17 protein-coding genes, 1 pseudogene and 1 riboswitch are annotated in these 17,944 nt (G+C 51.1%); of the genes and pseudogenes, 7 read left to right on the top strand and 11 right to left on the bottom strand.

The features are described from left to right. Window positions 1-14 precede the first annotated feature (14 nt). Window positions 15-1,448, top strand: a complete 1,434-nt coding sequence (locus ABR39_RS08105) for a glycoside hydrolase family 32 protein (RefSeq protein WP_047346524.1) — start codon at window positions 15-17, stop codon at window positions 1,446-1,448. Window positions 1,449-1,635: 187 nt separating this feature from the next. On the opposite strand, the gene ABR39_RS26085 is transcribed toward ABR39_RS08105, so the two are convergent. Next, window positions 1,636-2,163, bottom strand: coding sequence for a hypothetical protein (locus tag ABR39_RS26085; protein WP_205626267.1), 528 nt, complete (start codon window positions 2,161-2,163; stop codon window positions 1,636-1,638). 355 nt (window positions 2,164-2,518) lie between these two features. Beyond that, window positions 2,519-3,637: a YadA C-terminal domain-containing protein gene (locus ABR39_RS25375; protein WP_052952189.1), complete on the bottom strand. Its 1,119-nt coding sequence runs from the start codon at window positions 3,635-3,637 to the stop codon at window positions 2,519-2,521. A gap of 817 nt (window positions 3,638-4,454) precedes the next feature. Next, a riboswitch (TPP riboswitch) is annotated at window positions 4,455-4,551 on the top strand. Between the two features lie 35 nt (window positions 4,552-4,586). Between ABR39_RS25375 and thiM the strand changes: the two genes are divergently transcribed. The 3 genes from thiM to ABR39_RS08080 are packed head-to-tail and all read left to right on the top strand — an operon-like array spanning window position 4,587 to window position 6,943. Beyond that, window positions 4,587-5,357: a hydroxyethylthiazole kinase gene (gene thiM, locus ABR39_RS08090; RefSeq protein ID WP_047346522.1), complete on the top strand. Its 771-nt coding sequence runs from the start codon at window positions 4,587-4,589 to the stop codon at window positions 5,355-5,357. After that, window positions 5,354-6,154 carry a bifunctional hydroxymethylpyrimidine kinase/phosphomethylpyrimidine kinase gene (thiD, locus tag ABR39_RS08085; RefSeq protein WP_047346521.1) on the top strand — a complete coding sequence of 267 codons (801 nt, stop codon included), beginning with the start codon at window positions 5,354-5,356 and terminating at the stop codon, window positions 6,152-6,154. The genes thiM and thiD overlap by 4 nt, the downstream gene beginning before the upstream one ends. A gap of 42 nt (window positions 6,155-6,196) precedes the next feature. Continuing rightward, window positions 6,197-6,943, top strand: coding sequence for a GntR family transcriptional regulator (locus ABR39_RS08080; RefSeq protein WP_047346520.1), 747 nt, complete (start codon window positions 6,197-6,199; stop codon window positions 6,941-6,943). On the opposite strand, the gene ABR39_RS08075 is transcribed toward ABR39_RS08080, so the two are convergent. The 3 genes from ABR39_RS08075 to ABR39_RS08065 are packed head-to-tail and all read right to left on the bottom strand — an operon-like array spanning window position 6,917 to window position 10,145. Continuing rightward, entirely contained in the window at window positions 6,917-7,870 is a 954-nt protein-coding gene (locus ABR39_RS08075) for a PfkB family carbohydrate kinase (RefSeq protein ID WP_047346519.1), read from the bottom strand. The genes ABR39_RS08080 and ABR39_RS08075 overlap by 27 nt on opposite strands. Beyond that, window positions 7,867-8,871, bottom strand: a complete 1,005-nt coding sequence (locus ABR39_RS08070) for an ADP-ribosylglycohydrolase family protein (protein WP_047346518.1) — start codon at window positions 8,869-8,871, stop codon at window positions 7,867-7,869. Before ABR39_RS08070 ends, ABR39_RS08075 begins: the two co-directional genes overlap by 4 nt. Next, window positions 8,868-10,145: a nucleoside permease gene (locus ABR39_RS08065; RefSeq protein WP_047346517.1), complete on the bottom strand. Its 1,278-nt coding sequence runs from the start codon at window positions 10,143-10,145 to the stop codon at window positions 8,868-8,870. The genes ABR39_RS08070 and ABR39_RS08065 overlap by 4 nt, the downstream gene beginning before the upstream one ends. Before the next feature lie 250 nt (window positions 10,146-10,395). Here ABR39_RS08065 and fbaB point away from each other — a divergent pair, with 250 nt between their 5' ends. Next, window positions 10,396-11,448: a class I fructose-bisphosphate aldolase gene (fbaB, locus tag ABR39_RS08060; RefSeq protein WP_047346516.1), complete on the top strand. Its 1,053-nt coding sequence runs from the start codon at window positions 10,396-10,398 to the stop codon at window positions 11,446-11,448. A gap of 481 nt (window positions 11,449-11,929) precedes the next feature. Here the strand turns inward: fbaB and yegS are convergent, their stop codons facing one another. Beyond that, a complete protein-coding gene (gene yegS, locus ABR39_RS08055; protein WP_047346515.1) occupies window positions 11,930-12,829 on the bottom strand; it encodes a lipid kinase YegS in 900 nt (299 codons plus the stop codon). Between the two features lie 141 nt (window positions 12,830-12,970). Here yegS and ABR39_RS08050 point away from each other — a divergent pair, with 141 nt between their 5' ends. Further along, window positions 12,971-13,519 (top strand): DUF523 domain-containing protein, encoded by a 549-nt coding sequence (locus tag ABR39_RS08050; RefSeq protein ID WP_047346514.1) that lies wholly within the window; start codon window positions 12,971-12,973, stop codon window positions 13,517-13,519. On the opposite strand, the gene yidD is transcribed toward ABR39_RS08050, so the two are convergent. Together yidD and ABR39_RS08045 are read right to left on the bottom strand one after the other, a co-directional pair. Beyond that, window positions 13,510-13,725, bottom strand: a complete 216-nt coding sequence (yidD, locus tag ABR39_RS26375; RefSeq protein ID WP_072059227.1) for a membrane protein insertion efficiency factor YidD — start codon at window positions 13,723-13,725, stop codon at window positions 13,510-13,512. The genes ABR39_RS08050 and yidD overlap by 10 nt on opposite strands. Then, the gene (locus ABR39_RS08045; protein ID WP_047346513.1) at window positions 13,718-13,960 is read right to left on the bottom strand and encodes a hypothetical protein; all 243 of its coding nucleotides are present in this window, start codon (window positions 13,958-13,960) and stop codon (window positions 13,718-13,720) included. Before ABR39_RS08045 ends, yidD begins: the two co-directional genes overlap by 8 nt. Window positions 13,961-14,164: 204 nt before the next feature. Between ABR39_RS08045 and ABR39_RS26190 the strand changes: the two are divergent. Next, window positions 14,165-14,616 (top strand): annotated as a pseudogene (locus ABR39_RS26190) (replication endonuclease); the annotation flags it as partial. Window positions 14,617-15,012: 396 nt separating this feature from the next. Here the strand turns inward: ABR39_RS26190 and ABR39_RS08035 are convergent. The 3 genes from ABR39_RS08035 to ABR39_RS08025 all read right to left on the bottom strand — a co-directional run bounded on the left by ABR39_RS08035 (window position 15,013) and on the right by ABR39_RS08025 (window position 17,843). Next, entirely contained in the window at window positions 15,013-15,975 is a 963-nt protein-coding gene (locus ABR39_RS08035) for a colicin-like pore-forming protein (RefSeq protein ID WP_082132636.1), read from the bottom strand. 462 nt (window positions 15,976-16,437) lie between these two features. Then, a complete protein-coding gene (locus tag ABR39_RS08030; protein WP_240477060.1) occupies window positions 16,438-16,833 on the bottom strand; it encodes a hypothetical protein in 396 nt (131 codons plus the stop codon). Between the two features lie 221 nt (window positions 16,834-17,054). Continuing rightward, the gene (locus ABR39_RS08025) at window positions 17,055-17,843 is read right to left on the bottom strand and encodes a hypothetical protein (protein WP_047346509.1); all 789 of its coding nucleotides are present in this window, start codon (window positions 17,841-17,843) and stop codon (window positions 17,055-17,057) included. Between the last annotated feature and the right edge of the window lie 101 nt (window positions 17,844-17,944).

Genomic DNA, 17,944 nt, shown 5'->3' with positions numbered 1-17,944 from the left:
GAAAGAGTAGAGAAATGACGTATTCCATTACGAAAGCAGAGCAGGAACTTCAGTCCAGACGCGAAGGGCTTAACCAGCGCTGGTATCCGCGTTACCACCTCGCTGCGCGCGCTGGCTGGATGAACGACCCTAATGGCCTGGTCTGGTTTGACGGCTGGTACCACGCTTTTTACCAGCATCATCCGTACTCCACCCAGTGGGGGCCCATGCACTGGGGCCATGCCCGCAGCAAGGATTTAGTTCACTGGGAACACCTTCCGGTTGCGCTGGCGCCGGAAGGACCAGAAGACAAGGACGGCTGTTTTTCCGGATCGGCGGTGGTGGATGGCGATACGCTGGCGCTGATATACACCGGGCATAAATTCCACGGCGATCCTGATGACGAGGCGAATCTCTACCAGGTGCAGTGCCTGGCGACCAGCCGCGACGGCATTCATTTTGCCCGGCAGGGAATGATTGTTGACACGCCCCCTGGCCTGCATCACTTCCGCGACCCGAAGGTGTGGCGTGAAGGGGATAGCTGGTACATGGTTGTCGGTGCGCGAGACGGTGAGACGGGTCAGGTGCGCGTTTATCGTTCTGCCGATCTGCACGCGTGGCAGGATATGGGCGTCCTTGCGGTGGCTGAAAAAGAGATGGGCTTCATGTGGGAATGCCCGGACTTTTTCACCCTCAACGGTAAACGCGTGCTGATGTTTTCACCTCAGGGGGTGTCTGCCGAAGGATTCAAAAATCGCAATCTTTTCCAGAGCGGCTATCTGGTGGGCGAGTGGCAGCCCGGGCAGTCTTTTGTGCGTGAAGGTGAGTTTGTGGAGATGGATCGCGGGCATGACTTCTATGCGCCACAGAGTTTCCTCACGCCTGATGGCCGCCGTATCGTTATCGGCTGGCTGGACATGTGGGAATCCCCCCTGCCGGAACAGGAGGACGGCTGGGCAGGCATGCTCTCTTTACCGCGCGAACTGACGCTTAGTGCGGATAACCGTCTGCAAATGCGGCCGGCCAGAGAGGTCGAAGGCCTTCGGGGCGCGTGGTTCCTCTGGCCGGTTAGCACGCTTAACAATCAGCAGATGACTCTGCTGGAACGCTGTGACGCGATGGAGGTTATTCTGCAGTGGGATTGCGCAAACAGCACTGCGGAACAATACGGTATCCGACTTGGAGCCGGGCTACGCGTCTATGTTGATGCGCAGATGCAGCGCCTGGTGCTGGAGCGCCACTACCCGCAGTATGGCCTGTGCGGTACCCGTAGCGTCGCGCTCGATATGAGCGGCACGCTAAACCTGCGCCTGTTCTTTGACAGCTCTTCCGTAGAGGTGTTTGTCAATGACGGAGACGCCTGCCTTAGCAGCCGTATTTATCCTGATGAAGATTGCCGAGAGCTGGCGCTGTTTGCCTGGACCGGGACGGCGGCGCTTATCGATGCCGGGGCCTGGCAATTAGGCTGACAGGGGCTATATCTGGATAAGTGCGTGCGGCGTTTCAGTTATCCCTGAAATTACAAAAGGCGGCCGGAGTCGCCTTTTTTTAGCGATGACTTACTTTTGCTCTTAAGTTATGTAATTGAAAACGTCCATCGGTTAAGGACAGCTTTTGCAATATACTAAAGGCCTAATTAATGTGAGGCCCTGGGAATTATTTTGAAAGTTGTGCATTCAATACTTTCTCATTTTCAACTACAAGCGTTAATGTGTAGTCTGATTTCCTCCATACTCCGTTATCAGGCTTCCAGCTTTTAGAAAGAAGATATTCAGCAGCATCAGAGATAGGCATATTCATGACATGTTCTGCTTCACTGGAAAACTGCTTAAAGCTATTGCTTGTCTTAGCTGGCTTAACATCACATTGTCCGTTTGCATCCATAACCTGGGTGCAGCCTTTAGGAAGGTGTTTATGTGCTGATTGTGCATGTTGTAGAGCATCTTTCTTAGCCCAAATACCAGTCCCAGCAGTAGCGTCACGCGCATTAACCCATGCTGCATTTTGAGCAGCTTCATTATAAGATTGTTGGCGGTTTTGCTCTACCAGGTAGCATGTATCTTTACTAATACCCTTGCTTTCACACTCATTCATTCTTTGTTGTGCCATTTGAGCAGGAGTAGAACATCCGGCAAGAAGAGAAGAGGCACTGACTAACATTGCTAACATCATTAATTTTTTCATTGACCTAACGTCTCAAATTTAATGAAACCTGCTATAGCTATTACAGCTAAAGAGAGCAGGTAAACTAAAAACTTTTTCATGTCTTTTAAATTCCACAGTGGAAGTAAGATTGATACATAATCCCCATCCATGCACCAACAATTAAAAGAATAATGTATAGAACAACAGAAATAAAAATGTACTTTGTCATGTTCGCTATCATTAGTACTATCATATATAGTCAGTTAACTAAACAATCATGGCTGAGTTTGTTGCTTAACGTCGGTTAACTGGCTACTTATTTTAATGCGAGATTTTCCGCATTAAAACGCTTAATCAGAGCCCCCAGGAAAGTGACTGGAATTAAAAGCTTTACTTAGAACCCGAAACCTACGCCAGCCCCAAGCGCGAAATCGCTATTTGTGCTTGATGATACTCCCGCTTTCACCGTAGCCGCTCCAGCATGAAAAGAGGCGCCAACACTTACGGCTTGCTCGTCTTTAAAGCTGCCTGCGCCAGCAGAGAACATAACTTTTTGGCCTGCTTCGACTTGTGGCATAGAGGCAATCGCAATTGCGCTTGCAGCACCAGAGCGGGCTTCTTTCTTGTTACCATTCACTTCATCACGCAGTGTTTTGAATTGTGCGTTAGTGTTAGCTTGTTGCTGGCTAAACACTTTCTTAGCGTCTTGCAGATCCTGGGCAACGTTAGCAGTCTGGGTAGAAGTGGATGCGATGGCAGAAGCATTAGCTGCTACTTTAATCTGTGTCGCCGTGTCCACTTTATTAAGGGTAGTGGTCACACCGTCTTTACCATTTCTACCATCTTTACCGTTAATCCCGTCTACACCGTTCTTACCATCAAGACCATCTTTACCTGTAGCACCCGTTGCACCGGTATCACCCTTAGCGCCATCTTTACCATCCACGCCGTTAGTAGGCTTGGGCGCATTTTCTAAAGAGGTAATACGTTGGTCATGATTAGTTAATACAGAACCGTGCAACTTGTTTTGATTTTGCAAGTCGATAATATCAGCGCCATTCTTAACAACACCTTGTAAAGCCGTATTTGCTTTATTTCCGGTTTCATTGATTAAAATATCTTGCTTGCTGTCGGTGATAGTTTGACCTGCTTTGTTGTCGTCAACTTTCTGATTCAGTGTCGCAATAAGTTGTGTATTCGCATCAACGCCAGTTTGAGCTGCATCAGCTTTATTTACAGCCGTGTTAGCTGTATCTTGTGCGTTATTAATGGCAATATTTGCATTAGCAATATCGCCTTGCAGGTTGTAGATTTGCCCGTCCTGCTGAACGTTGCTAGCCTTGATGTTATCAAGGTTATATGCGGTATTGTCAGTCCCCTGAATCTGAATGTAAGTACCCGAGTTGTTAACGTTATCGTTAAGGTTTACGTTTACATCAGCAGCATTAGACATACTGGCAAACACATTACCCATTACAAAAACAGCAATAACTGATTTATTTAAAGACTTCATTTATAAACTCTCATCATCAATGTAAGAAAAAAATTAAAGTAAGTGCGCTATCCTGGTGCAGGGGTATAACTTATTGTTATATGTCGATAATCTCGATATTTTGGTTTAATAACTTATTTCGTGACGTGTAGTAACTATCTATGAATGTGTAGTTTTAATTGTTGATCTAAATCAAGGGTGGCACCTATAGCTCATCTGGCTAGTTGGGATGTAAATGATATTTTCTCAATGAATACAGGTGTATAGCTTTTTATGAGAATACGATGTGAAAAAAAACATAAAGCACAGTTATATAAAGTATTCTTAAGTGTTTTGGCGGGAAATGATGCTAAATCTCTAAAACAGTTAATGTAAATTTATGGATTTTTCTAAATTCTTTTTTATCGAATTCTTCTTATGTTTTGAATGAAGGTAATATTGAGCCTGGCAGTCTTTAGGTTGTTGCTTGTAAAAAATATTTATATTGAAAATTTAGTAAAAATGTATCTCGCTTCAATTGCTATGGCTGAGTAATAAAGATGTTACACGCAATGATAATTAAATTCGTAAATATAAATGTAAACATTAACTAAAGATGATAAAGAGGAACAGGGAAAGTTATATAGGCTAACGGTGAAATCTTATAAGTGAATCATCCGCTCTGTGCACGCTAAGCAGCGTACAAGTGGGTGAGCAACTTCCTGTGAGTCTTTACGTGATTAAGATATCCCCAGGGTGATAGCTGCCGTGATAAATCGAAAAATCTTGCACCCTACCAGCGGCCCCGGTTACACTAAACGCTCACATATAGTTAATGTGTAAACGATTGTTTTAAAAGTATTTTGACTCGGGGTGCCCTTCTTTGTGAAGGCTGAGAAATACCCGTATTACCTGATCTGGATAATGCCAGCGTAGGGAAGTCAGATGCCTTCCCGGTCATCGCTTCTTCACGCAAGGCAGGAGCGAACCCATGCAGCCTGACCTGCTCGATTTACACGTTTTACACCACTTCCGAACCCGTTCTCCGCTTACCCATTGTATGACCAACGATGTCGTGCAGACCTTTACGGCCAACGTTTTGCTGGCGCTTGGCGCATCCCCCGCGATGGTGATTGAGGCCGAAGAGGCCGAACAGTTTGCCGGGATGGCCGATGCGCTGCTGATTAACGTTGGCACGCTGACGTCGCCGCGCGCCCAGTCGATGCGCCGGGCGATTGAGAGCGCGGTGGCGGCAGGCAAGCCCTGGACGCTGGACCCGGTTGCCGTGGGTGCCCTGGCGTTCCGCACTCGTTTTTGCCATCAAATTCTCGCCCTGAAGCCGGCGGCCATTCGCGGCAATGCCTCTGAAATTCTTGCCCTTGCCGGCATGAGCGCGGGCGGGCGCGGCGTCGATACCACCGACACCGCCGCCAGCGCGGTGCCTGCTGCCGAAGCGCTGGCCCGCCAGATTAATGCCGTTGTGGTCGTCACCGGCGAAGTGGATTACATCACTGACGGGCAACGTACCCGCACGGTCACGGGCGGTGACCCGCTGATGACGCGCGTGGTGGGCACCGGATGCGCGCTCTCTGCCGTTGTGGCGGCGAGCTGCTCGCTGCCGGGCGATCGGCTGGATAACGTCGCTGCCGCCTGCGGATGGATGAAGCGGGCCGGAACGGTCGCCGTTGCGCAGTCTGGTGGCCCGGGCAGTTTTGCCAGCGCGTTCCTGGATGCGCTCTACATGCTGGAGGAGCAGGCATGAAGCGAGTGAACGCTCTGACCATCGCCGGCACCGATCCCAGCGGCGGCGCAGGCATTCAGGCCGACCTGAAAACGTTCTCCGCGCTTGGCGCATACGGCTGTTCGGTCATTACCGCGCTGGTGGCGCAAAACACGCGCGGCGTACAGTCGGTCTACCGTATCGAGCCTGATTTTGTCGCCGCTCAGCTGGATTCGGTGTTCAGCGACGTGCGCATCGATACCACCAAAATCGGCATGCTGGCCGAGACGGACATTGTTGAAGCGGTGGCGGAACGGCTTCAACGCTATCAGGTGCAAAACGTGGTGCTGGATACCGTCATGCTGGCAAAAAGCGGTGACCCGCTGCTCTCCGCTTCCGCCGTTGAGACGCTACGCAAAAAGCTGCTGCCGCAGGTGGCGCTCATTACGCCAAATCTGCCCGAAGCCGCCGCGCTGTTAGGTGCGCCGCACGCGCAAACTGAACGCGAGATGAAAGAGCAGGGGAATGCGCTGCTGGCGATGGGCTGCGGGGCGGTGCTGATGAAGGGCGGGCATCTGGATGACGCTGAAAGCCCGGACTGGCTCTTCACCCGCGATGGCGAGCTACGCTTCACCGCGCCGCGCGTGCAGACCAAAAATACCCACGGCACCGGGTGCACGCTCTCTGCCGCGCTGGCGGCGCTGCGTCCACGGCATGAAAGCTGGGCCGATACGGTGCGCGAAGCGAAAGCCTGGCTCTCGGCGGCGCTGGCAAAAGCGGATAGTCTGGAGGTCGGTCACGGTATTGGGCCGGTTCACCATTTTCATGCATGGTGGTAGGCCTTATACTGGCAGGACACACCACGCCTGAGAAAAACAGAGATGGAACAAGCGCATACCCGGTTAATCGCTCAACTGAATGAACGGATCGCCGCGCCCGACAACACGCCGCTGTACCTGAAGTTTGCCGAAACGGTAAAAAATGCGGTGCGCAGCGGGGTGCTGGAGCACGGGAATATTTTGCCCGGCGAGCGCGATCTGAGTCAGTTAACCGGCGTGTCGCGCATAACCGTGCGTAAAGCGATGCAGGCGCTTGAGGAAGAAGGCGTGGTGACGCGCGCTCGAGGCTATGGCACGCAAATTAACAACATTTTCGAATACTCTCTCAAAGAGGCGCGCGGCTTTTCCCAGCAGGTGGTGCTGCGCGGCCAGAAGCCGAATACGCTGTGGGTCAACAAGCGGGTGGTGAAGTGTCCCGAAGAGGTGGCGAATCACCTTTCAATTCCTCCCGAGAGCGAGGTATTCCTGCTCAAGCGTATTCGCTACGTTGACGAGGACGCGGTCTCGATTGAGGAGTCCTGGGTGCCGGTCGGGTTAATTCCCGATCCGGATGCGATTGGCATTTCGCTTTACGATTACTTCCGCAGCCAGAATATTTTCCCACAGCGCACCCGCTCGCGCGTCAGCGCCCGCATGCCGGACAGCGAGTTTCAGGCGCACATCAGGATGGATGAAAAAATACCGGTGCTGGTGATCAAGCAGGTCGCGCTCGATCAGCAACACCGGCCGATTGAGTACAGCATCAGCTACTGTCGCAGCGATCTATACGTCTTTGTGTGCGAGGAGTAATGCCTCGCGAGTGGGGGCGCAATCGCCGCCGCGGTGGCTGACCACCCAGGCGGCGACCGCGTTGCCGAGCTGCACCGCTTCCGGCAGCGACCATCCCGCCGCCAGCCCGGCAAGCGTGCCGCCCGCATGGCTATCGCCTGCGCCAATGGTGTCCACGACCGTAGCCGGAAACGCCGGAACAACGCCCGAGGCGTCGCCGTCATACCAGGCGGCACCGTCTTTATCATGCCGCACAATCAGCGCGGCGCCGAAGCGCTGCTGCCACTGTGCTCCTAGCGTTTCGACCTCCACGCCAATCCGTTCAGCGGCAAGCTGCGCCTCCTGGCGATTGAGCGACACGATCGGCCTGCAGGCCATGATCCGCGCCATCAGCGCGTCGGGGATATCCGCGATGCGAGGGCCGAAATCGATAAACGCCGTCACGTCCCACAACCCTTCCAGCCAGCCCGTCAGAAGCTCGCCGCACGGCGAGGCCAGCTGGTAGCCGGACAAATAGACCAGGCTGTTTTGCGAAACGTGAAGCGCATCAAGCCAGCGCTGCTGCCACTGGTTCTCCACGCCGCTAAACGACATAAAGGTGCGCTCGCCGTCTGGCTCCACCAGCGCCAGGCACCAGCCGTTGTCGCCGGTTTCGGCCTCCACCGCGCTGTGCAGATCCTGCTTTGCCATCGCGTTACGGATAATATCCGCCCACACGCCGTGGCCGACGGGCAGGGCGTTTTGCGCGGCGATCCCGAGCCGTTTCAGGGCGATGGCAATGTTCAGCGCGCAGCCGCCAATATTCACCCCCTGCTGTTTTAACTCGATGTCACACCCGCGCCAGGGCAGGGCGTAGGCGTCGGCGATGACGTCAATCACCGCCGCGCCCAGCACCGTCACCGGGCGCGCGGCGTGCAGGGCGTCGAGACGTTGGGCAAATGAATTCATACGCCCTCCCTTTGCTCCCGGTAATGCAGGAGTTTCTCGCAGTAATGACCGAAATCGAGCCTGTTAACCGCGTCGAGCTCGGCTTTGAGCGCCGGGTCAATAGCCTGTATCCCGTGGAGCGCCCCGCAGATGGCCGTCGCCATTGCGCCAATGGTGTCGGTGTCGCCGCCCAGGTTGGCGCATAACACCGCGCAGCGGTTCGGGTCGGTTCCCGCCAGTTCGACCATCGCGATGGCCGCCGGAACGGACTCAACGGTGCTGGTTCCCGCGCCAATAAGCTGATAAATCTGCTCGCTGGCGGAGTCGATGCCGTTGGCTTCCCGCACGGTCTTCAGCGCCAGCTCAATACGTGCCGCCAGCGACGCGCTGAAGGTGGTGGTTTTCGCTTCCTGCGCATAGCGTGCGATGCCCGGCAGGGCATCAACGATGTTCTGCCAGCTCTCCCCGTCGATAGCGCGTGACACCGCCCAGGCAATCACCACCGCGCCGGCAATGGCGAGGTCCGACTTATGGGTCGGGCTGGAGGCCAGCGCCACCTGCGCCACAAAGTGTTCCAGCCGCGTCGCCGGGAGCAGGCAGCCCAGCGGGGAGGCACGCATCGCCGCCCCGTTGGTCACACCGTTGTTTTCCAGCTCGCTGACCGGCTTTCCGTCACGAATCGCGTTAAGCGCGATTTTTGACGTCGGGCCGAGCACGTTCTTGTTAAAGGCGTCGAAATCGAGCGCCCAGCGCAGAATATGTTTGCCGATAACATCCGCGTTAATTTCCCCCTCGCACTCAATAATCGCATCCGCCAGGCACAGCGCCATTGAGGTATCGTCGGTGAACTCTGCCTGCCTGAAATAGCAGGCCGCGTTATTCTCAGCCGGGCCGGGTAAGAAGCGGTCTATCCAGCCGAAGTGCGCTTTGACGCGCTTTCTCGGCCACAGCTCCGACGGCATGCCCATCGCATCCCCTAACGCCTGCCCGTAAAGGGCACCGAGAACACGTTCTTGTTTCATTTAACTTCCCCTTGTGTCAGCGCAGCATCGCCATCAACCACCTCAATTGCAGTGATCTCTTTGTCCGATTCGCGGAAAAACAGCATAAACAGCACGGCAATCACGGCAATCATGATCCCGCCGAATGCCCACATTCCGGCCCAGTTGAAGGTCAACCCATTCACCGGCTCTTTGTATGCGAACATTTTTTCCATCATTACGCCGCCGAGGCGGTAACCCAGCAGGCTACCAAACCCCTGACAGCACAGCGTAATCAGGCCTTGCGCGGCGGTGCGCATATGCACCGGCGCTTTTTTGTCCACGTAGATATACGCGGTTACGTAGTAGAAGTCGTAGCTCACCCCGTGCAGCAGAATGCCGAGGAACAGCAGGGCGTAGGTAAAGTACTGCTCTGCACCACCGTAAACGAAGAAACCGTAGCGGATAGCGGCGGTGATCAGGCCCAGCAGTAAGACCTTCTTAATACCAAAGCGTTTGGTGAAGAACGGCAGCGCCAGCATAAAGAAGATTTCGGAGAACTGGCCGAGCGTCATCCAGCCGGTGGCATTTTTCATCCCCACTTCGGTGAGATAGCCGTTGGCGAAGATGTAATAGAAGGCCAGCGGCATGGCGAACAGGAACGAGCAGAAGAAGAACACCAGGAAGTTTTTGTCGCGCAGCAGGATCAGCGCATCCAGCCCCAGCATCACTTTGATATCCAGCTTGCCGGTACTTTTCGGCGGCGTGTTCGGCAGGAACAGGGCAAACACGCCGAGCAGGGCGGAGCTGGCGGCGGTCATCAGCAGCGGAATATTGGTATCGGAAATATCGCTATAGCCCAGCATCTGCGGCAGGAAGCCGCACGCCAGCCCGGAGGCGATCCAGCCGATCGTGCCCATCACGCGGATGCGCGGGAAATCGGCCTCGACGTCGTCCACGTTGGCGAAGGCAATACTGTTGGTCAGCGCGATGGTGGGCATATAGGTCAGGGAGTAAACCAGCAGCAGCGGGAAGAAGGTGCTGAACTGGGTTTGCTGTGCGGCGAAGTACATCAGAATCGCGCCGGCAAACATCAGCACCGCCAGCACTTTCTGCGCGGCAAAGAAGCGGTCCGTCAGCGAGCCGACAAGAATAGGGGAGAGGATTGCGGCAATCGCGGTACAGGCGTAGGACCAGCCGATTTCCCCGGCGGTAAACCCGCTTTTGCTCAGCCACAGCCACAGCGGCACGAACCAGGCTCCCCAGATAAACCATTCAACAAACATCATGAATGACAGTTGGACTTTCGTTTTCATTTTTTAATCCTGCATGTCAGAGAGGGTACGCCTTTAACATACCACTGAATAATACCTTTTAAATACCTTTGTGGTGATTGTTTGATCAATGTAACAGTTTTGTTGTACACGAATCGAGCCAGCAGATTGTGCTGAAAAAAAATGCAATTGGTGGAAAATCTGTTAAGTCGGTACCAGGCTTAGTCTGCCCATAAATAATGGGACTGGATAAACACACACCGACACGACGTCGGACTTACGGGAGTATCACATGACTGATATTGCGCAGTTGCTTGGCAAAGACGCCGACAGCCTTTTACAGCATCGTTGTATGACCATTCCAGCCGACCAGCTGTATCTGCCTGGTCACGACTACGTTGACCGCGTGATGATCGACAACAACCGTCCGCCAGCGGTTCTGCGAAACATGCAGACGCTCTACAACACCGGGCGGCTCGGCGGCACGGGGTATCTCTCTATTCTGCCGGTAGACCAGGGCGTTGAGCACTCGGCGGGCGCGTCTTTCGCGGCGAATCCACTTTACTTTGATCCGAAGAATATCGTTGAGCTGGCGATTGAAGCGGGCTGTAACTGCGTGGCGTCCACCTACGGCGTGCTGGCCTCCGTCTCGCGTCGCTACGCCCACCGCATTCCGTTCCTCGTGAAGCTGAACCACAATGAAACCCTCAGCTACCCCACCGAATATGATCAGACGCTCTACGCCAGCGTTGAGCAGGCGTTCAATATGGGCGCGGTGGCCGTCGGGGCAACTATCTACTTTGGTTCTGAACAGTCGCGTCGTCAGATTGAAGAGATCTCTGCGGCGTTTGAGCGCGCGCACGAGCTGGGCATGGTGACCGTGCTGTGGGCGTACCTGCGTAATAATGCGTTCAAAAAAGACGGCGTGGATTACCACGTGTCCGCGGACCTGACCGGGCAGGCGAACCACCTGGCGGCCACCATCGGCGCGGATATCGTGAAGCAGAAAATGGCGGAGAATAACGGCGGGTACAAAGCGGTGAACTTTGGCTACACCGATGACCGCGTTTACAGCAAGCTGACTAGCGATAACCCGATCGACCTCGTACGCTACCAGTTGGCGAACTGCTATATGGGCCGTGCCGGGCTGATTAACTCCGGCGGGGCGGCGGGCGGGGATACTGACCTGTCAGACGCGGTTCGTACGGCGGTTATCAACAAACGCGCGGGCGGCATGGGGCTGATCCTCGGCCGTAAGGCGTTTAAGAAAACGATGGCCGACGGCGTGAAGCTGATCAATGCGGTTCAGGACGTTTATCTGGACAGTAAAGTGACGATTGCCTGACGCCTCCCTCTCCCTCTCCCTCTCCCTCTCCCTGTGGGGAGAGGGTTCCCCAGTAATTTTTTTACCGAAAGCGACAAATGTTGTTACAGGAAAATGAATGACTTACAGCGACGCCCTGGTCCGGCTGTAAATCGCTGAGGCGTTTCCTGCAGGCCGGGGCGAGGCGCAGGGATGCGCCGAGAGGGCGGGCTTTACAGGGATGTTACCTCCGCCCGTCCCCGACAAGCCGGAAGGAATAAGCCGAGGGAACCGCGAAGCGGCGATTTACCGCCGGGAGCCCGGGTCGCCAGGGTGGTGGCGATTGAGCCACCCTGGCACGTTCACCGGTCATGTCGTTACAGAGGAGCAAGGAACATAAAGTGAACGGAATAACCTCCACAGCCGTATGTTCCCCCTCACCCCAGCCCTCTCCCTCAAGGGAGAGGGGGTCGTCTGTGCAGGCATTATTGTGAGAGGCCACTATTGCGCACTATGCTAAACATCAGCGCAGAAGCGCACAGTCCGGCGGCAGCCGGCACTGCAGCGCGCCGGGCAAGACCTCAATGCGGAACTGCGTCCCGCTCAGCGGTTCTCCGTCGAGGTTAAACGTCATCCCGTGCGGAGCATTCACTTCAAACCATGCCGATTTTCCGGCAATGATATTCGGGCTCTCTTCCGGCTGCGTCAGCGTGGTAAACAGCGCGGGCAGCAGGCCGTCGCCCGTGAAAATACGCAGCTGTAGCTGACCGTCATTGATCAGCGCTTCCGGGCATAGCTGCTGTCCGCCGCCTGCCTGGCGGCCATTGCCAATGCCAATCACCAGCGCGTCACCCTGCCACTGAAAATCCTCGCCGCGAATTTCGCAGCGGTCCGGCTTGAGGGTGTCCATGCGCATCAGGCCGTGGATCAGATATGATACGCCGCCCAGCGCCGCCTTCAGTTTTTCGGGCGTTTCGCTGGTGATGCGCGTGCCGAACCCGCCGGTTGCCATATTGATAAAGCAGGTTTTGTCATTCACCTGAGCAATATCCACGGCGGTGGCTTTGCCGAGGATCGCCAGCTGGAGCGCTTTTTCTAACTCCTCCGGGATCCCGGCGCTGGTGGCAAAATCATTGGCGGTGCCGAGCGGTAAAATACCCATTACCGGGCGGTCTGTCGTGGGCAGGTCGATAAGCGCAGAGGCGATCTCATTGATGGTGCCATCCCCGCCGCCGGAAATGATGGTCTTGACGCCCAGCCGAATGCCTTCATCGATGTACCGTGCTGCGTCACCTTTTTCGAATGTCACCCGTACGTGAATTCGCGCACCGTCTTCACGTAGTTGGGTAATTGCCTGACGCAATAAATCGTTGCCGGCACTTTTGCCATTGAGAATCAATAAACTGTCTGGATAGGTTGCCATCCTCGCTGCTCCCTTTTTTAGCGTTAGTAAGAGTGTATAGCAGAGAAGAAAAAAGCGGGTAAGAACAGGATGAAAGGGGCAAAAAAGGCAAGAAAGCGCGTTACAATTCAGCGATGAGATTCATGTAATCACAGAAAAGCGATGATAAATAAAATTCTGGTAAGCGCATGCCTGATGGGCTTCAAAGTCCGCTATAACGGTAGTGAAAAATCCCGAATGAACGAGCAACTCGCTCGCTGGGAACAGGAACAACGTCTGGTTATTCACTGCCCTGAACTTGCTGCCGGGCTGCCTGTACCGCGTCCTCCGGCAGAGATTATCTCTGCCGACGGTAAAGACGTCATGCACGGGCAGGCCAGAATAATTGAAAATACAGGCCAGGATGTGACTGAGCAATACCGGCTTGCAGCGTGGCTCGCGCTGCGTACCGCTCAGGAATCTGGCTGTAGCGCCGCGTTGTTAACTGACGGCAGCCCAACGTGTGGCAGCGTGGTGATTTATGACGGTTCTTTTAGCGGTATACGCAAGACGGGTATGGGGGTTGCGGCATCGCTGCTCGCAGAGCATGGGATAGCGGTGTTTTCAGAGAGGCGAATCCTTGAACTTATAGCTTGGATTGAGGAAAGCGAAAGGAAAAATAAAGGCCGCCAGCAAACCCTGGGGCCTTTAACATGTTTGATTCACTTATGAGGAGGGTAATCGATCCCCCCATTAGGAGGCCTGCATCGAGAAATGCGATTTAATCCCAGTCTCCACCCTTTTAGAAAACCGAAACGCTTTAGGGTAATCAGCGTGTACTTAGAGCAAGAAGGGGTATGGCGGCAACGATTACGGATACTCTTTGGGGCATGACCACGATATATGAGTACGAAACGTATGCTGAGCCACTTAAGCATCAGCAACTTCTTTTCTGAAAGTAATAACGTAATAGTGAGTCAATGTTGATTTATTTCCGCCAAAACATCCTGGCCGCTCTTCAATGCCGATAGTATCAACGCGCTGGAATTCCCACCCCTCAGCAGCCCAGGAGTTGACTTCTTGCTGCAAATAGGCGGCTGCAACGCCATCTTTATTGTCCCTTGCCTTAACAGAAATGTTAGGTGGTATCTGAACCATTTTATATGTGTACATAAAATATCCCTTAGTGTTTTGGTGGTTTCTGATGGTAAAGCTTAACGCCAGGTGATTCAAATGAATCGTTTGGGTATCAAGTTAATATGATTCCTTTGAAACTTATCTACATTCATTTCTGCCACAATTGGTGACTAAAATCAGTGTTGTGAACAGTTGATTACTCCTATGGTGACAGATGAGGTCAACGACTCCTGAGAAGGGGGGGTTTATTCCCCTCACCTCGGAGCACACTACGTGCATGTAACCCGTTCAGCCGAATGGCGCATTGCTCCAAAGGTTTTGGCCGTTGAGCCGTTGAGCCTTTGACCTTAAAAAGCGATTCTGCCGCGCCCCGGAGTCCTGTCAATAACTGTGGAAAGGTCACCGGCGGCAGCGTCCAGTTATGACCTCCATACTGTCTGAGCAAGCCGCAGCGGATTTAAATCTGATTGAGCGCGGGGTTATCGGTTGGAATTAGCCACTCAAAACCAGCTAGCAAGCTCCATCAGCTAAGTTAACCCGAACCGAAAGAGAGCGCATGGCAAAGATATGTTTTCGATTTGGTTCAGGAAGAGATTACCCTCGAACGGTGGGAACTCAAAGCGCTGGCTCGTGGGGCAGCGGTGGTTTGTGGCGATAAAAAATTTAGATGTTCGACTGATGAGGAGTGGTAGGGTAATACACAACGAAAGGGATGGTTTTCATATGATGGTTACTGTATTTTTGAAAAAGGATAACAAACTGCTGGGCTTCCTATGAACTACGTAAAGGAATTGATTTACCCCGTTGTATTTTATTGGTTAATATATCTTTTTTCTTATTTTCAGGGTACTGATTCAATTTTCTTAGATGAGTATTATTTTATTTTTGCTGTAGCCAATACGTTGACTTTTCCATTTGCTCGAGCGTTCATAAAATCGTTGAATGAGCGATTTGTTTCGCTGCAACACTGGAATCGTTCTATTGGATTTGTTTGTCTTGTTTTTGCACTTCCCTTATCAATTCTATTTTTTATAAAAAAAAGGAATTAAAATCACCCCAGATAGAATATGTTTTATCTGGGGTGAGCTCTACATTAATCCCAATATTGATTTGTTAAATGCATCATAATCCAATTTATCTACAGCAGCTGCTACTAATAACATTATTAAACCGAATCCCAAAATCCCCATTGATGTTGTTGCCATGACGCCAAAAACAAAAGCTGTTAACTCTGCAGCAACCATACCAGCTAGTTGTTTTTCAACTTCACTATAAAAACCACTCCACTGTCCTGTTTTAACAGCTTTGCTGTATGCATCATACAAACTTAGACCATTTATCGAGTATGATATCACCCCGAACACCTTGCTATATTGTGCCAGTGTCTTAGATAACTCTGCACGGTTAACAGAATCTAAAGCTTGCGCAATTGCAGTCCTGTCCGCTGCACTAATTTTAGCATTTAATTGATTTTGATATTTTTCAAATGTTTTTAAAGCATTCTGTGCATTTTTTATTTTCTGACCTTTAGTCGACTCAGCCAGATTTTGTGCCTGTTTTGAAAACGCATCACTATATTTTGAAGTGACCTCTTTATAGAAATCAGCGGCCTTTCCTATAACGTTGTTAACATCTACTGCAAGGGCTTTTGCTTTCTCTTCTCTAGATTTAAAAGGAATCTGTTGTTGAGCATCTGGAGCTCTGTTCTCAAGATCTTTCTCCCAGTTGACATAATCTACTTGAATTACCTTCCCTGTTTTATCAATGTAAATTTTATAGACGTAGTTCTCTACGCGGGTTATATATATATGAGACTCTATGCCTTTTTGGGTTTTTCCATTGCCTAGTTCTATAACATCCCATTTTGGTACTTTTTTAAACCAGGAAGAATCATTTACAGGAGGGAATCCCATTGTGTTAGGATAGTCTGTATTTCCACCTGGTAATGTATCTTTGCCATTACCTCCGTTTCCCGCTGAGCCTCCGGGCTTGTCTGGTCTTCCATTAATTTCTATCCTAGGAGTGCCGTCTTTATCCCACGTTAAACTCATAGTTAACCTCTTTTTATCTGTGTTGATATTATTTAACTTACCATTTTTCAATTACTTTCAGTAAGCTCTAATTTATTTACCATTCTTGTATAAGTAAGTAAAGCACTCTTGGGTATGTTTTGTTGTGTGAGGCGCTTAGGCTGAATTTAGGGAGTCAAAACTTGGTAGGATTTTTGAGTTGATGGTTATTAAGGCTTACACGCAGAAAGCAATTTTATAAATTAAATATTGATTAATGTAGTTAGAGAGGAAGATGTGGTTTTGATAGCGTGTATAGTAGGTTAATAAATTTATTACGGTATCGTCTTTTAGATGAATGGTGCATTTCTCATTAATTCTCAGACCGGATAACCATGCTGACAATATCTTTGTTAGTGACAACGCTCATCCGCAACGATGGCTTTAAATTCTGGGGCAACGGCAAAGAAAAAGCCCCGCAATGCGGGGCTTTTTCTTTTGTAATTATTTAAAAAGCCGCGTATGTGAAAGCATGATCGCTTTTGCTTTTACTTCTGTTTCTTTCCCCATTTCATTACAGGTATCGAGCGGATTTTCCAGCACATAACCCTGTGCTTTATGCTTGTTGAGAATGTGCACCTCTTTGACGGTCTTGAGGTAATTTGCCGGAACATCCTTAGTCCAGATATCCATGCAAGCACCGGCGCTGATAATCGCATCGTAGACGGTAGGGGTGATTTGGTTCTCGTCGAGTATCACCGTCAGCGTATCACTGCTTTTCGAAACCTCGATTGGCTGCCACGGTTTAAGTGATTTTTTGAGAGTGGCGACGTCATTTGCCTGTGAGGTAAAGGACATAAAGGCGAGGGAAAGCAGGAGCGTATTTTTCAGAAGTTTCAAAATAATTTCCTTATTAAACATATGCTTGAAATCCATTGTGTCATTGGAATAATAAGAAAGTAAAGCCACTCACAGGGCAGGGCTATTTTGCGATGTGGTCAATGTGTGGGCGTGACCAGAAATAAATCATTTGATTTCAGATTGTTACTATCTATATGAAGTCACCAATAGTTGACGTACCTATATGAACTGAATTTTGAATATTCATTTGATCTAGTTAGTTAGATTGGAGGTATGACTGAACTATACATAGGCCCGGAGTAGTCAATCGGCTTACCGTTTAACTCATCTGCTATTCGGTTCTTATCTTCAAGCCAGTTTGCGAAAACTTCTAAACGCTCATAAACAAGCGGATGTTTATCGGCAGAAGCTGCGATCAGGAAAGCAATTGCCTGACCAACCTCTATGCATGCAAGCAGTGCATAATTCACTTGCCAACTATTTGATCCATAGACACCTGTGAGCTGGAAGCCATGGAATTTTGAATCTACCTCGCCAATGTCCGATAAGTGATTGAGCACGGCTTTATGGTTTGGATGTGCACCGTAATCAATAGCAGCATTGTAAAGCGCCATAACGTTTTCAGCCATTTGAGGGCTGAGGGAAACTAGTGCATCACAGGCTTTCTTTACAGTAAGTCTACGGCGGCATTTCTGGAGAGCTTTCTCCGATTTATGTCGGTTAGTCCAAATATCTCCCAATGCTTCGTCTTGAGATATTAAATATGCATAACAAGCTGACTCAAGCGCTGTACGTGCAACAGGGAAGACAGCTACAGTATGTCCTGAAAGTGCTTGCCCTACCGCATTGAGTAGCATTGTATAAGAATTCATTGCTAGAAAGAGAGCATAGGGGGGCGTCTCTAAATCATGTCCAAAAATCTCTTCCTGAAAGATTTGGTCCATCTGAAGAACCATTCCCATCAGTTGAGGGGGAGCCTCTGAGTGATCGGTATAATTTTCAAGGATTGCTTGTAAATAGTCGTTAAGAGTTCCAGCATTCACTTTCATCTTCTTTTTCCTACACTTTGTAATTATCGATAAGATGATATCTCAATCACTCTGAAGCATAACTACTCCAAGTCAGAGCTTATCTGACACAACCAAAAATA

It is taken from the genome of Enterobacter genomosp. O (assembly GCF_001022965.1).
In the GTDB taxonomy this organism is placed as follows: domain Bacteria; phylum Pseudomonadota; class Gammaproteobacteria; order Enterobacterales; family Enterobacteriaceae; genus Enterobacter; species Enterobacter cloacae_L.
The sequence above is the reverse complement of the archived record's forward strand: the minus strand, read 5'-3'. Positions and strand labels throughout refer to the sequence as shown.